16 protein-coding genes, 1 tRNA gene and 1 pseudogene are annotated in these 13,869 nt (G+C 60.2%); 4 read left to right on the forward strand and 14 right to left on the reverse strand.

The genetic code is table 11. From position 1 onward, the window contains the following. Nucleotides 1–99 precede the first annotated feature (99 nt). Nucleotides 100–432, forward strand: a complete 333-nt coding sequence (locus tag ACWDSJ_RS35825; RefSeq protein ID WP_450037221.1) for a hypothetical protein — start codon at nt 100–102, stop codon at nt 430–432. Nucleotides 433–677: 245 nt separating this feature from the next. On the opposite strand, the gene ACWDSJ_RS35830 is transcribed toward ACWDSJ_RS35825, so the two are convergent. After that, nucleotides 678–1,079 carry a hypothetical protein gene (locus ACWDSJ_RS35830; protein ID WP_450037223.1) on the reverse strand — a complete coding sequence of 134 codons (402 nt, stop codon included), beginning with the start codon at nt 1,077–1,079 and terminating at the stop codon, nt 678–680. A gap of 405 nt (nt 1,080–1,484) precedes the next feature. On the opposite strand from ACWDSJ_RS35830, the gene ACWDSJ_RS35835 reads away from it, so the two are divergent. From ACWDSJ_RS35835 to ACWDSJ_RS35845, 3 genes are all read left to right on the forward strand, one after another. Next, a tRNA-Pro gene (locus tag ACWDSJ_RS35835) sits at nt 1,485–1,592 on the forward strand. A gap of 136 nt (nt 1,593–1,728) precedes the next feature. Continuing rightward, nucleotides 1,729–2,154: a hypothetical protein gene (locus tag ACWDSJ_RS35840; protein ID WP_450037224.1), complete on the forward strand. Its 426-nt coding sequence runs from the start codon at nt 1,729–1,731 to the stop codon at nt 2,152–2,154. Between the two features lie 105 nt (nt 2,155–2,259). Further along, complete coding sequence (locus tag ACWDSJ_RS35845; RefSeq protein ID WP_450037225.1) at nt 2,260–2,616, forward strand: hypothetical protein; 357 nt, start codon at nt 2,260–2,262, stop codon at nt 2,614–2,616. Here the strand turns inward: ACWDSJ_RS35845 and ACWDSJ_RS35850 are convergent. The 13 genes and pseudogenes from ACWDSJ_RS35850 to ACWDSJ_RS35910 all read right to left on the reverse strand — a co-directional run. Continuing rightward, nucleotides 2,545–3,381, reverse strand: a pseudogene (locus ACWDSJ_RS35850) (recombinase family protein); the annotation flags it as partial. The gene ACWDSJ_RS35845 and the pseudogene ACWDSJ_RS35850 sit on opposite strands and share 72 nt — an antisense overlap. Next, nucleotides 3,382–4,842 (reverse strand): tyrosine-type recombinase/integrase, encoded by a 1,461-nt coding sequence (locus ACWDSJ_RS35855; RefSeq protein ID WP_450037227.1) that lies wholly within the window; start codon nt 4,840–4,842, stop codon nt 3,382–3,384. An 8-nt stretch (nt 4,843–4,850) separates the two neighbouring features. Beyond that, entirely contained in the window at nt 4,851–5,204 is a 354-nt protein-coding gene (locus tag ACWDSJ_RS35860) for a helix-turn-helix domain-containing protein (RefSeq protein WP_450037229.1), read from the reverse strand. 14 nt (nt 5,205–5,218) lie between these two features. Continuing rightward, nucleotides 5,219–5,653, reverse strand: coding sequence for a helix-turn-helix domain-containing protein (locus ACWDSJ_RS35865; RefSeq protein ID WP_450037230.1), 435 nt, complete (start codon nt 5,651–5,653; stop codon nt 5,219–5,221). 269 nt (nt 5,654–5,922) lie between these two features. Further along, on the reverse strand, nt 5,923–6,279 hold the full coding sequence (locus ACWDSJ_RS35870) for a hypothetical protein (RefSeq protein ID WP_450037231.1): 357 nt from the start codon (nt 6,277–6,279) through the stop codon (nt 5,923–5,925). Between the two features lie 137 nt (nt 6,280–6,416). After that, nucleotides 6,417–6,989: an MT-A70 family methyltransferase gene (locus ACWDSJ_RS35875; protein WP_450037232.1), complete on the reverse strand. Its 573-nt coding sequence runs from the start codon at nt 6,987–6,989 to the stop codon at nt 6,417–6,419. Next, complete coding sequence (locus tag ACWDSJ_RS35880; protein ID WP_450037233.1) at nt 6,986–7,978, reverse strand: replication-relaxation family protein; 993 nt, start codon at nt 7,976–7,978, stop codon at nt 6,986–6,988. The genes ACWDSJ_RS35875 and ACWDSJ_RS35880 overlap by 4 nt, the downstream gene beginning before the upstream one ends. Further along, nucleotides 7,975–10,188 carry a type IV secretory system conjugative DNA transfer family protein gene (locus tag ACWDSJ_RS35885; protein ID WP_450037234.1) on the reverse strand — a complete coding sequence of 738 codons (2,214 nt, stop codon included), beginning with the start codon at nt 10,186–10,188 and terminating at the stop codon, nt 7,975–7,977. Before ACWDSJ_RS35885 ends, ACWDSJ_RS35880 begins: the two co-directional genes overlap by 4 nt. Beyond that, complete coding sequence (locus ACWDSJ_RS35890; protein ID WP_450037236.1) at nt 10,178–10,438, reverse strand: hypothetical protein; 261 nt, start codon at nt 10,436–10,438, stop codon at nt 10,178–10,180. The genes ACWDSJ_RS35885 and ACWDSJ_RS35890 overlap by 11 nt, the downstream gene beginning before the upstream one ends. A gap of 219 nt (nt 10,439–10,657) precedes the next feature. After that, complete coding sequence (locus ACWDSJ_RS35895; protein ID WP_450037237.1) at nt 10,658–10,858, reverse strand: hypothetical protein; 201 nt, start codon at nt 10,856–10,858, stop codon at nt 10,658–10,660. Continuing rightward, on the reverse strand, nt 10,855–11,100 hold the full coding sequence (locus ACWDSJ_RS35900; protein WP_450037238.1) for a hypothetical protein: 246 nt from the start codon (nt 11,098–11,100) through the stop codon (nt 10,855–10,857). The genes ACWDSJ_RS35895 and ACWDSJ_RS35900 overlap by 4 nt, the downstream gene beginning before the upstream one ends. Nucleotides 11,101–11,174: 74 nt before the next feature. Beyond that, a complete protein-coding gene (locus ACWDSJ_RS35905) occupies nt 11,175–12,449 on the reverse strand; it encodes a hypothetical protein (RefSeq protein ID WP_450037240.1) in 1,275 nt (424 codons plus the stop codon). A 124-nt stretch (nt 12,450–12,573) separates the two neighbouring features. Continuing rightward, nucleotides 12,574–13,734, reverse strand: coding sequence for an OmpA family protein (locus tag ACWDSJ_RS35910; protein WP_450037242.1), 1,161 nt, complete (start codon nt 13,732–13,734; stop codon nt 12,574–12,576). Nucleotides 13,735–13,869 lie beyond the last annotated feature (135 nt).

Below are 13,869 nucleotides of genomic sequence, written 5' to 3' on the forward strand. Positions count from 1 at the left end.
GCTGCTCGAGTTGAAATCGTCGCCCGGCACGTGGAGACTGACAGCATAACCGGACTATCAGGTCCGGTTGAGGTCGGAAGTCGGTCGGGGGGAGTGTCGATGCGAGACGCGCGCGCGGGAGCGATCGAGGGCGGCCGCGTCCCCGATGCCGTGGTGGATCTGGTCGCCGACGGATCCCGCACGGCCCGAACGCTTTTCGACGTCGCCGAGCACTCCGGCGCCCTCACCTTCCAGCGCTTGGAGGAGGCGATCGCCCGCTGCGCGGAACAGGGCGTTCCTATCGAGGAGGTCCACCTCGTGATCGCCGAGGCGTTGGAGTCCGCCCACTCCGCGGATACCGCCTGGCTGCATACCGCCCTGCGACGCGCGACCGCCCGCGCCTATCACCCCGCAGGGCGCGGGTCGACAGACGGGTGGCCGCAGCGGGTGTGAGAGAGCGCTCGAGTGCGGCGGCGCGCAGCTCCGTTACGCTGCCGAAGTTGCGGTCCCACTCTGGATAATGCAGCCGCCCGGGCGGCGCGGTCGCGGGCCGGGCCGCTGTGAGGGGGAGGGCTCAGAAGGAGTAGGGCCCGAACCGGCCCGACATGATGACCGCGGCGACGATGAGCAGGATCTTCGGTGGCGCCGGGCGGAAAACGCCCGCAGCCCATCAGGATTGAGCGCGGTGAGCTCGGGCGTCAGACGGGAAGGACGCGCTCGGCTTCGTCGCGGTGGGTGCGCAGGTCCCCATAGAGCGGGTCGACGACGTCCTCGGCCTCGGCGGTCGCAACTTCGGGAGGGCCGTCCGCGCCGACCACGCGCCGACGGCGACGTGCGCGGCCCGGACACCGGTGCCGGGCCAGCTCCTTGTGCAGGTTGAGCGCCCAGATGCGCAGCGCCGCCTGGGCGGGGTTGACGTTGCCGAGCATCGGGGTGGGATCGATCGAGCCGGCACCATTGGTGACGAGCAGGGTGCCCGCGCCGACCTCACGCATCGCGGGCAGGACGGCCTGCGTGGCCGTGATGGCGCTGTAGAGCAGGAGGTCGAACCATCCCTGCACGTCGGAGGGGCCGGTTCGGGACGTGGAGGTGAGGTTCACCGAGCCGATGGCCGGAGCGGAGAGTGCTCCAGGACGTCGATGCCGGCCGAACCGGCTGGCAGCGTCCTCGAGGGCCCGGTCAGCGCGTCGTGGTCGAGCACGTCCGCCGGGAACGCGGCGGCGCCGATGCCCTCGGCGGTGAGCTGGGCGACGAGGTCGTCGAGCTTGGCGCGGTTGCGGGCGATGAGGGCGACGTCGTAGCCACGGGAGCCGAAGGTGCGATCGGCAACTGTGACCGCCCATCCCGTGACGTCGAGCGAGGAGGGGATGTCGATGTGGAGATGAGGGAGGTCGGTGAGTGCCTACCAGCACATTCGCTGGGGTTCCGGGCAGTCGGTGATGGCCTGATGCCACTGCTCCAGCGACGGGACGCGCGGGTTGGTCATGAGAAACCATCCGTGGGGTCGGGGTCGATCTCGCCTCGCTCGCATCAACTGGCCCATGCTCGATGCAGCGGCGGGCATCCGCTTTGGGAGCGGAGGGTCGCAGGTTCAAATCCTGTCACCCCGACCAGAGCGGCCTTACCTGAACCAGTGACCGAAAGGACACTGGCGAGGGTAAGGCCGTTTTCTCCGTTCTGGACTGCTTGAGCATCCGCGTCCGATGACGGAGGCCGCTTGCGCTTGTTCGATCGTTTCGCCGCATCTACATGATCGTGTTCGGCCCGTTCGATGGCCAGATGGACGCCATCCGGAGCGGTAACCGCCCGACGACGGTACGCCCGATGAGCGTCGTGCAGGTCGGCGAAGAGCGGCGTCTTGTCATCGCTCGTCACGCTCGGGTCATCGAGGTAGAACCGCTCGAAAAATGTTTCGTTGAGCAACCGCCGGATCGGATCGGTGCCGGTGCGGTAGAGCTGTACGGGATCAGAGACCAGCGTGAGGGCGTCACGAAGCATCTGAGCGCCCAAGGCGAGTTCTGCGGATGTGTCAGTCAGTCCGGCCTCAATGCGGGCACGCTGGACCGCAATGTCGCGCAGCTTGGCCTTGATTTTCGCTTGCGGCATGGTGTCGTCGGCAAGGGCATCGACAAGCCGGTTTTCCTGTTGACTCAGCTTGGCAAGCTGTCGTTGTAGGGACGCATGGCGTTCCTTCACGCTGGAGGTTTCGTCGGCCAGCGTTTCATCGAGTAGGTTGCGGACATCGGTGATGAAATCCGCTGGTAGGGCAAGCGTCTGGTAGTGCTCGGCAATTACATCCTCGACCAGTTCGACCCGAAGGTGCGGCAAGTTGCAGAAGCCGTCTTCACGCCCTCGGCAGACGAAGTATTGGTACTTGACGCCGCTCCGACCCGTCACCTCGGCGAAGATCAGCCGACTGGTTCGACCTTCCTGATGGCAGCGGTCGCAGAACAGGAAGCCCTTCAGATAGTGGCTATGGACCCGGTCGCGTTGCCCCCGGCCGCTGCGGGCCTTCATCACTTCTTGCACCCGCTCGAACAGTTCGGGCGTGATGATCGGCTCGTGCCGGCCAGGGTAGATGTCGCCCTTGTAGACGACGAAGCCCACGTAGTAGGGGTCGCCCAACATGTCGTGTAGCTTGCTGCCAGAGACGGGCTGTTCCGGATAGCGCTTCGTGGCCCGCGTCGTCAGCCCCAGGTCCGCCATCGTGGCTTCCAGGCGTTCAATCGAGTACTGGTTGGTCGAATACAGCTCGAACGCCTTGCGCACCAAGGGTGCCCGCTGCGGGTCGATACCGATGCTGTTCACCAGCGTGCCCTCGTAGTTCACCCGCACGTTCAGATAGCCGAGGCGAGCGCGAGAGATCGTCCCGCCGAGATCAACTGCCTTGCGGCGCAGCTTCTCCTGGATGTCGAGGCCCTGAATCTTGTTGGTGAAGTGGTTCATCACGTCGACCATGCCCTCGATAGCCTCGGCGTATGGGCCATCACCGAAGTCTTCTTTGGCGCTGACCAGCCGGATGCCGACCCGCTTGAGCTGGTATTCCACGATGGCCGCCTCGTAGCGGTTGCGGAAGATTCGGGATCGCATGTAGACGATCACGTAGTCGATGTCAGGGTTGGCCTGCAGGAACGTCATTAGCTCCTGGAACACAGGCCGCTCGTCGATTGTGAGGCGAGAGGCAGAGTACCCCGGCTCGATGAACACCTTCACTACGTCAGCGTTCAGATTCTCGGCCTTGGCTTCCGAAACTGCTCGCTGCGTGCCGATGGATAGCCCTTCGGGGTCCATATCCACGGCGGTGGTCAACTGATCCTTGCTGGAGACACGTAGCAGCAGGACAGATTTTCCTCGAACCGCCGGAATGGAATTGTCATTCCGGCGTACAGGTGTCTTCTTCAATTAATGCTCCTTCGCGGTAGCAGCGAGCCGATCGACGAATGATGTGGGCGTAGGTGAGAGCGCATCGCGCAGCGAAATCCACTGCCACAGAGAGTTATGAATGTCGCCAAACTGACGGCTATTGACGGCTAAACTGACGGCTAATGCGCCTAATATGTGCGTGTTCGTACACGTTTGGATCTGTCGGGCAACGGGGGTGAACACTGTTTCATTCTGCAGTCGAGAGAAATAGTATATACTTGTATTGTTTTCGCCGCTAGATGCACGATTAACGGATTGAGTTGCGGCACTTACGATGGCCAAATTGTCGTTTGACGGCTTATTTTGACGGCTAATGGTGCTGTCGCCAACATTCAACAACACACGTTCTACCTGACTCAGCGCCCGCTCTTGAAGCGAAACATCCGCATGCTGGTATATCTCCTGCGTTGTGCTGATCCTGGCATGGCCCAAGATGGCCTGTATGTCCTTGTCCGGGACTCCCAAATTCTTGAGCAGAGTAGCGGCTGAATGCCGGAAGTCATGGAAGCGCACGCGCCGAAGCCCTGCGCGCCGAGCTAGTCTTTGAAATACTTCTTGAGACAGATAGTTAGGGCGCATCGGTAGACCTTTTACCGTGCGCATTATCAAATCGAGGTCATCGGCTGGCTCGATACCACTTGCCGTCATCCTGGAACGGTGGTCGAGAAGGGCTGCCCGCACGGGCGGCAGCAAGGGGAGATCACGCCTGCTCTTCTTGGTTTTCAATGGGCCGATGATCAGTTCTCTTCGTACGCAAATGAGCTGCTGGCGAATATGGATGACATTGCTCTCCCAATCCACGTCTGACCAGCGGAGCCCCATAATCTCACCGATCCGTGCTCCATATGTCGCGGCGATTAGGAGGGCAGGGTAGTGCTGATCATTCTTGGCAAAGCTCAGGAAATGCCGTACTTCGTCAGCGGTCCAGGGCTGAACCACCTTGCGCTCTGGTGTGCCTACTTTGACCAACCGGGCTACGTTTCGCATCAGCACGTCTTCACGCATAGCGTTCGTAAATGCTGCCATCAAAACGGTTTGAACCTGAATGGCGGTTGCAATGCTCATACCGCGCGCGAGCAGCCCGTCCATGATCTTTTGAAGAGTGACGACGGTTAGGCCGGTCAAAGACTGCGAGGCAAGCGCAGGTCGAATGTGTATTCTTATTATTGTCTCGTACAGTTCTACTGTCGAGGGACGAAGCACCTTCGGGGCAACGTCAGCCATGTAATAGTCGAGGTATGCGCCAACCGTCCATGAGCGATCGGGCACGGGAATGCCGCGCTTGGCATCGGCCAGTTTAACGGTGAGCTTGTCATTTACCTCTTTTGCTGTCTTGCCATATACCCGTACACGTCGCGCTGCCCCACTTACGGTAGGAAGATATGCCGCGCCCTCCCATCGACCATCTTGGCGTTTGTATACGCTACCGCCACCTTTCACTCGGCGACTCATTGCAGGTACCCGCCGGTGAGTGGCAGTGAATTCAGATAGCCGTTAAGTTCGGCACTCGGAATAAACCTGCGACGACCGATCTTCACGGATAGCAGTTGATTCTTGTGGATAAGGTCGTAAATGCTCCACTTACTCAAACGCAGCCTTTCCGCGGCTTCCGTTATAGTGAAGAGTGAAGTCGGGGAGGGCGATGGGTTTCGGTTCATGGGGTCTGAGCGCAATTGGAGTATCAGCCAGTCAGCGTGAACGCTCTCGCCGTCGGCAACGCGCAATGCTGTTTGCGCGAGAACTCGCAGCAGAGTCTCGCTGTCAAGTGTCTGAGTTGTCTCGCGTGTGTGATCTTCGGTCATATTAAAACCTCCCTTCATGCGTTCGATGCATCTCTCCTAATGTTCTCCTCCAGCTCATCAACCATTTTGTCGCGCCCGCGCGTAAGGTCGATGTCAGCAATACAGATGCCGGACTCCTCAGCAATCTCTTCGCATATTTTGAGAATCTTCCTGCGGGCACCTAACGGCAAATTGCTGTATTTAGCGTGAAGATAGGTCTTCAGAGGCGGCAGCTCCCATTTGTCCATCCAGCCTGCCGCGTAGTAAAGGTCGCACGGAGGCATGCCGAGCGCTTCACTGATGGCACGCAAGGTACGCGGCCGAATGTCGAGCGCGTGCCCCTGCTCAATTCGCCACAGCGCGCTCTTGTCTACGTTTGATCGTTTCGCTAGTTCAGTGATCGACCAATCGTAGGCTTCACGAGCCGTAACTATCTTCACGGCGACTCGGAGTGCATGCTTCTGATCCATGTAGATTTAATTCTCCGTTAATGAAATCTCACCAGAGAATAACTCTTTAATTGGCGAAAATCAACGGTTTTCGAGAGAATTTAACAACAATTAAGGCCGATTAAGAGGTGTGCTATCGATGTATTTTTATTAACTGTTCGGCAGCCCTTCCGTGCAGGCGGGCGGTGTTGGCAAAAGCCAATTGCCGCCCGCCTGTCTGGTAAGGGCATTCGGACTTCGACCTTATCTTTGGAACATGTCGCTAAGCGGCATCGTTACCAGGGATATGGTCAGTCCTCCGACGGGTCGGCGCTCCGCCGTGTTCGCTTCTGGGGCGAGGCCGGCGGTGCCGTGCTGCTGCGTTCCTCGGTCGTCGTGGGTGACGTCGCCTTGGATCGCCGCAGCCGGTTGATCGCATCGCGTCGGACTGCTGCTTCGCGCTCGATTTCCTCGATGGCCTGTTCGGCGCGCTCCGCAAGATCAGGCTCTTCTCGCGCTTTCTCAATGTGATTCAGCACGGCTTGCAGGTGTTCGTCCGCGAGCGTATGTCCACGGAGCTGCGCGATGAGGCTCAGCTCAGCATGGATGTCGGGATCGACCCTGATCGCAATGGTCTTGCGGGTGGAGTCGTTGTCCGGCTGGGACATTGCAGCTACCTCCTCGGTAGTGGTGCGACTGGCGAGTGCGGGGGCACTCAGGGAACCAGCCGCATTCCACCGACGAGGCGAACTCCTGTGAGACCTGTGTTATCGCGGACCAGCGCGGACCGAAATTCGCACTGGCATCAGGCGGCACCGCCCTGTTGATGCCGACTGTCTGATGGCACAGGATAACCGGGAATCACAATGTCGGAATCTATTTCGTTTCCCCATGCGCTCCATCCTGGCTGACGGCGGCGCGCGAACAGTTCCAAGTACGGACCGCCGGACAGACGCTCGATAATCGCAAATTGTTCTTCCGGCTTGTGGCTATGTTCCTGGAGGGGTGCATACGTCCACGTTGCCTGTCGCTTGAAATTCACTGGAGCTTTTCCTCTAGTACCGAAAAGAAGATGTTCGGTGGCATTTCTCAAGTAAATGCCCAGGGTGCTGTAGGGCTTTATCCATGTAAGTGGAGAGCGCGGAATGAAGCCCCATGCTTCCATTACGTCGTAGCCGTCGCGGAGCGTGCCGTTTGTCACCCATAGGAAGAGATGCGCGTTTTCTTCGGCCAGGTCCGCGATGGGCATTGCCTTGATCCGCTCCATGCTCATGAGACGATAGTGGTTGCTCGCACCCCAATGACCAGTCTGGTTCGTTGGCCACGGTGGGTCGGCCAAGATGGTTCGAAATTTCGCAGGAATGATTTTATCAGTCATACAGTACCTCCTTCTTTTACGAATTTTGTTAATTGATGCGGGGCGATGATGTGGAAGAGGGATGAATCGAGCCGTGAGTCATGCTCGATGGCCTCGCGCAGTGCCCGCCGGCGCCGCTCCGCAGTTGCCATGTTGCGGTGGGTCATAATCCATACGACCGGCGGAAATTCCTGCTCGTCTTCGCCTTGCTCGATGCCGGAGCGTTCATAGGACTGGTAGATACGGCACTTGTTGAGCAGCCGCGGAATGCTTTCCGTGCCGAGATCTCGCTCCAGAAAGAAGCTGTCCACTTCATCGCTACCGCGCTGAGTCGTAGTCTCGATGTACAGGTCGGGCTTCACCCACACCCGGACGCCGCCGAGGTGGAGGTAGCTTCGCCAACAGTCAGGCTCCAGCTGACAGGACACCAGCTCCAACTCGTTCCGGCGGTCCGCGTCGACCAGGCGCAGATGCGTGTCGGCGAGCTCCAGCGTGTGTCTGAGAAATGTTTCCGTTGGCTCTTTGGCATGACGCCTGACTGTCAGCCCGTTTTCGTGGTCGAGGAGGCGATAGCCAACGACATCGACGTAATGGACGAGCGCGCTGCTGCCGAAGCCCACACCGCCAATCCGGCGGTCCAGAGTACCCAGCAGCCGATCCCGTCTCAGCCGCTGCAGTGCCTTCTGGGTCAGGCGTGAACTGGATGACGGATTGAGATCGGCGTAATGCAATCGACGAATCTGGTCGACCGTCAGAAATCGGTGTGCGGCAACGGACTTGAGGACCTGCCAGTCTCGGTCACTCAAGGAATCGGCGATAGTCAGCAGGCCCCGCTGAGAGACCCGCCGCTTCGGCATTGAGATGGTGCCGGAGGCACCATCAGTCGGTGCTGGTAACGAAGCGGAATGGGGATTGACTAGGGGCATTGGGGCAGGGGTCGGCGAACTGAAACGACCGCTGAAGTGACCGTCTGCATCAGCCACATCAGACCGTTCAATGTCACCGCTCATGCTTGCCTCCGCTTGCGGCCACGGGAGCGCGGGGTAGGCGATCCAGCAGTGTTGCCTGTGGCCGGGCCGTCGAGCAACTGCCGAAATTCGGCCTCGATCTCTGCCCGTGGACGTCCGAACTGCTCGCGGCTCAGCTGTCGAATCGTCGACGGATCGCTGGTCTTCGGTGGTGGCGGCAGCGTCTCGCCGGAGGCCCACGGCTGCACCGAGTTGTCGCGCACGAGCTTCATGTACACATGGTGGGCGGGCAGGGCAGTGAAATCCTCTGGAGCGAGCGCGGACTGGCCGGTGGCCATCTCCTTGGCGTCGTCAGCGCCGAGTTGAAAGGCAACTTTGTTGCGCGCGTTATTTTTGAAGGCGCGTGCCATCTGGGGCGGCAGTTGGCTGATGTACTGATGGGCCAGGTGGAATCCAGCTTTGAGGCTGCGGGCGGTAGCCAGTGCATCGTCAAGGTCAACTGGCAGGTTCAGGAATTCCTGTACCTCATCGACGTACACCATCACGGGGTCGCGCTTGGCTTCAGGCGTGGCGGCCCGTTCGCGAATCGCCAGCCAGAGTTCGGCCAACACGAATGCTGCGAGGAGGCGAGCCCGATCAGGCCCTATAACGCCCGGCTGCAGGGGTACCAGCAGGATCTTCTTTTCTTCAAGAACTTGCCGTACATTGAAGCGAGGCCGCTGCTGGGCGAGAATGCCGCGAAGGTATATATCCAGGAATGGCCGGACTTTGTTAGACAACGGAGCAATATTGTTCATCGCCCCTTCAGGGGAAAGCTCTTCGTACCAAGACCAGAACGTTCCGGCTGCGAATGGATCGCGCGCCACCGCCTTTCGCACAAGCGGTCGGCGGAAGTTCGGATCGGTCATGATAAGTGGCAGCATGATCAGGCTCGGGTCGGCGCGAAGTGCAATCGCTTTTAGCGACTCACGCAAGATGTCGCCGCTTCTTCGTCCGAGAGAGTCACCGTAAAGCGTGTAAAAAATATTGAAAATGCTGTCGGCAACAACTTCCGGCGGTGTTCCACCGCGCATGCGGTCGAGAGGATTTATGCCGACAGGGAACTCATCGAGCGGATCTAGGATCGCGACATCTTTCCAGCGCTCTTTGGGGATTCTATGCAGAACATCTTCTACAAGGTCCTTTGGTTCCATCACTACAAGACCATGCCCGGCTTGCAGATCGGAAACAATCAGGTTGAGCAGCAGGGTTGATTTTCCAGTTCCGCTGGGGCCGAGTAGGTGAGTATGTCTCATCGAATCATCGACACCGTATCCGACCATTCCCTCTATTCCTGGAGCGTCCGAGTTCGCAATGACACGCTGTCCGCTCAAGAGCGCGGGTGTCGGCCGCAGTTTCCTCGGATGCAGGGAACCTTGCCCAGGAAATACTTCTTCCTTATCGGATACCGGCCAGCCCGAGAGGCGCACCGCCTCGCTGATTGCGAGATGACGGGCATGGCCGATGAGCGGCCAGAACATCCACGTCGCCCCCGGTTCATTGATCCGCTTCGCGGCGTCCGGCCGAAGGACAAGGTGAACGCCGGGAGCGTTTACGGTGCCGAGCGCCGACGCTAGGCCGAGGAGCAAAGTTCGGCGGCGTACCTCCTCTGAGGCTGTAACACCAATCCGCAGCGTGGCGTCAAAGCCATGTTGGCCACGCTTTCTTGCCAGCGCCTGTTTCGCATCGGCATCCGGGGCCGGCTTGATGCCATCGAGCACCTTCGACACCACCGTCTGGTTTTCCTGTTGGGGTATAGAGGGTGGCAGTTGCGGCCGTCGCCGCGGTCCGAGGGCAAGTTGGATGACCAACTGCTCGCCTCTCGAAACGGCCGTCATCGCATGAAGGATGGCCTTGGCCGAACTCACGGCATCATCTGGTTCCAGCGTTCGCCCTGAGGTCGATGCCTGCACCCTTCGAGCCGTAACGACAGGATCGCGCCCATCGAGGAAGTGCGTCACGACGCTGCCCTGGACAAGCGTCTCGATGGCTTGCGAGACCCGTTCGGCGTTCTTGAGCTGGCTTCCTACGAGATACGCCACGCCGTCGACAGATGCTCTGGCCTCAAGGATGATATGTGGCGCGTGGTCCTGCGATGCCCAATAGCGGATCAGCCCGAATGCTGTGGTTTCGCGAAAGGGGCGGGGAAACCACACCCGCTGCCATACGAAGGTTTCTGGCTCAAGCGGAAGGGGGAGCTGCTCATTCTCCATCCGCGCCCTCCAGTGTGGCTACGGCGTCATCAACGCCTGTGGGCCTCTGGCGTTTGCTGTGCTGCTGGACTTCGGCGGCTTTCTCCTCTTCGGCTTCGGCCAGGGCGAGTCTGATTGCCGTCCGGCCGAGGCTGCGGAGGTCATACAGTTCGCGCCTGACGCTACGAACCGAGATACGACGTTCGGGCCGTGTCGGCTGGTTCTTTCCCTTGGCAGGGCGGCGGTGATTTTCTCGTCTAGTCTTGGACATGATGATTCCTCCTTTTATCGCAATTAGATTTCTTACTGCGACGACCATTCCCACGATGGCGATTCGAATGCGTTGCCGCTCGCCAACACTCGTCTATTTCGGTTTACCACGCGAGCTGTGAGTTGTTCAATCGCTTGCGCGCAGAGATGCACAGTCTTTCCACAGGGCGAAACGGCCTAGGCGACTCTCAAGTCAAAATGCTATTAAGCGCACTATTTCTTAGAAACGTTCGCGCCAGGTTTTATACACAACAATCCCTATCCAAATGAGCGCGCCGATTCCGATGACTGCAACCAGGAAGGGAAGGATGGCTTGTACGACTTTCATCGCGCAGTACAGAGCGATGCTTGCTCCGAGCAGCGTCAGGCATATAGCCATCAGCTTGTCCGGTAGGCCGAGCGGATCATGTCCGCCGCTCATACCCGCCACCCTTCGATCCACGCCATCAGTTCCCCGGTGAGGGCGGTCAGCAGTTCCCAAATCCGCTCGGTGGTGCGTGGGGCCATGTCCTGGTGGATTTCGGACATGTCCACAATTTCGCGGAGTGTCGCCGCCAGCTTGTGGACTGTCGATTCGGTCATGTGAACCGTGAGAAACGGATGGTCGCCTTCGGGGATATTCCCGAGAAATTCCCACGGTGATGAATTATTGCCAATTTCCATATAATCCTCCCTCTTCTCAGTCTTCGATTCGATGGTGCCGCCGGTTCGGCGGGCGGCACCATCGAAAGATATTTTTAGGACACCGGGATGAGTTCTCCCCTCAGCTCGATTTGAACATTCTCATCGGACTCATCGTCGGCTGCTGCGTTGTCTTCGCCCATAAGCCGACAGCTCAGTTCCTCGATGGTCGACAGGTCGATCACCACGAGCGGTGCGATCAATCCATTGCAGTTACGAGCGGGGGTCAGAAGATCGACGCTCCAGCCGCACCCCTGGTGATAGCTGCGAGCCAGCATCACGACCTGATGTGCGCCCACTACGGAATCGTTGATGGTGTCGTGGACTGAATCAGCGATCGTTTTGCCTTCGCACTTGAGCGCTTCCAGGCGGCCCGTGAGGTCATCGTGCTCGCGCTGCAAACCGACGCGCCGCCGTTCGATCGGAACCAGTTGGGCGGCCAAATGATCCAGCTCGTCCGTTGTTGTCGAGCCGTCCCGGAAGTGAACCGACCACACCACCAAATTCAGCAGCATCACGATGACGGCGAAGAACAGGCACAGAATGCTGGCCGCCATCCAGCTGCCGCCGGATTGGCTGGCGTCGGCCACGATCCGATAGGCCATCGTCACACCAGCGCCGACAGCGACGGCGATCGAGAATGCGACATAGGTGAGTGGCAGCACACGCGCCCGGCCCCGCGGCAGCCGAATATGGCCCTCGTCGTCCTTGTAGCCCTTCAACTCGTCGCCCATGAAGCCCAACCCCAGGGCGACGACGGCGGTGGCCAGGAAAGCGAACACGATGCTGGTAAGCAGTGGGATAAACCCTTGGGCACCAGTCAGATTCGACCAATCCACATTGAAGACTGAGCCGACGAACCAGAGCAACACGGGAAAGTCCAATACTGTCGCGTACGGGATCAGCCGCCGAAGTCGCGGGGATACACGGCGATGCTTGAGCTGCCCGGCGTTGGCCGCGTCCGTTACCGTCGCGGTCAGGAACTTCACTCGCTCCATTGCGTCGCGCGCCTTGACCAGCTCGCCGCGAACGCCCGTGACCAACTGGTCATCGAGGCGGGCCGCCTCCCGCGTAAGGTTCAGCAGCTTCATTCTGATGACGTCAGCCTGGGCGACCAGCTCCGCGAGTTTGCGCGCGGCCTGGTCCCGCTTGGCTTCGCCCGCGGCCTTGCCCCGGCTGACGACCAAGCCCTCTTCATAGCTCAATTTGTCCGGCGGCCGGACCCTGCCGATGCGCCGCTGCTCGCGCACCAGGCTCTCGATAATCAATGCCCAGCGCCTGGGAATCGGTGAGCCGAGGAGGAGCGACAGGGCGAAGTGGGGCAATGGCACCCGGTGCTGCCGGTATGCCTGCGACGGTTGGGGCGGGGGCCGATGGGGTCCTCGTCGTTGTGAGGACATGGCAAGCCCTCCTTTCTGTTAAACGCGAAAGTGCTGAAGAGGCACTGAATTTCGGCTACGGCTGACGACGAAACGTCAGCTCGACACGCCGATTGAGCGCGGCTCTGGACTCATCGAACGTCCCGCCAACAAGGTTGTCGATGACCGGATCGGCGGCACCGCGACCGACCACGGTGCCGAGTAGAGCAGTGGGAAGACCCAGCGCGACAAGACGATCCGCGACGGCACGAGCGCGGCTTCCCGACAAATTGGTGACGTCGGTGCCGCTGCCGGTATCGGCAATGAAGCCCGCGACATCAACGATGAGCGAACACCGGATGGCAGCCTGCACGATGGGTGACAGTGCTGTGTTGGCTTCGGCGGGCATCACGGCCTGATCAGGCGGGAAGCGCAGTTGTTCGTCATCGGACAGTCGCGCCCACACAGGGCAGCCTCGCGCCGTGTAGACGGCAGGAATCGGCACCACCGGCACCGGAAGCTGTGCGGCTGGCGGCGCAGCGTCATCCCGGCCGGCCTCGACGCACATAGCCGCTCCGGCCTGAAGACAGAGCGCAAGCCATACCTGTGACACGAAGTTTCGAACTTGTGGCGGTTCGGTCGGCTGCGTGCCACTGCTCTGGCCAAGGCCCACGAGTGTCACGTGACGCCCAGCGAGGTTCGGCAGCATGCCTTGACGCTTCACCGATTCCACGATGCTCTCCGCGTCGCCATCGGAGGCGAGCTGCCGAAAATCCAGCGGATCAGCGGTGGACAGACCCGAACTGAGCACCACGAGATTGGAGCCGGGCAACAGACTGGCGCGGTCGAGCAGCGCGAGAAGATTCAGGCCAGGCCGGTCGGCGGTGAGGCCGGACAATTGGCGCCCGAGTTCCAATAGTGCGTCGTGAATTTTCTTGTCCCGGGCGGCAGGGGCATGTTCGACCTGCTGTCCGCGAAGCGGGGTCATATCGTGTTCGACCACCGTCCCTGTTGCCGACGAGACGATGCGGACTGTCGCCCCGCCGATGGCATCTGAGGACTGAGCGAATGCGGCCACTTGCCGCTTGATGGTGTCCGGCAGCGTCACTGCCGGTTCGGCCGCGGACGCCGTCGCAACGATCGTCATAGATTGCGGCGCTCTATGTTTGGTGCCGCACGCCGTGCCTGCGACACCGAGGACGATCAGCAGGGCAACAGCGAACGGCCGCCGCCAATGCGGCAACCGATGGATGGGCATGGAGCCTCCTTTAAGTAGAGAAGTGGGAGCGGTGGGGGGCGTGGTTGTGGTGGGGCAACACGAAAGAAAGAGATTCGGGGAAAAAAGGAGGTTGTGGGGGAATGTGAAGAGAACAGAGAGCGCGGGAGAGGGGGA

The organism is Nocardia sp. NPDC003482 (assembly GCF_053588115.1).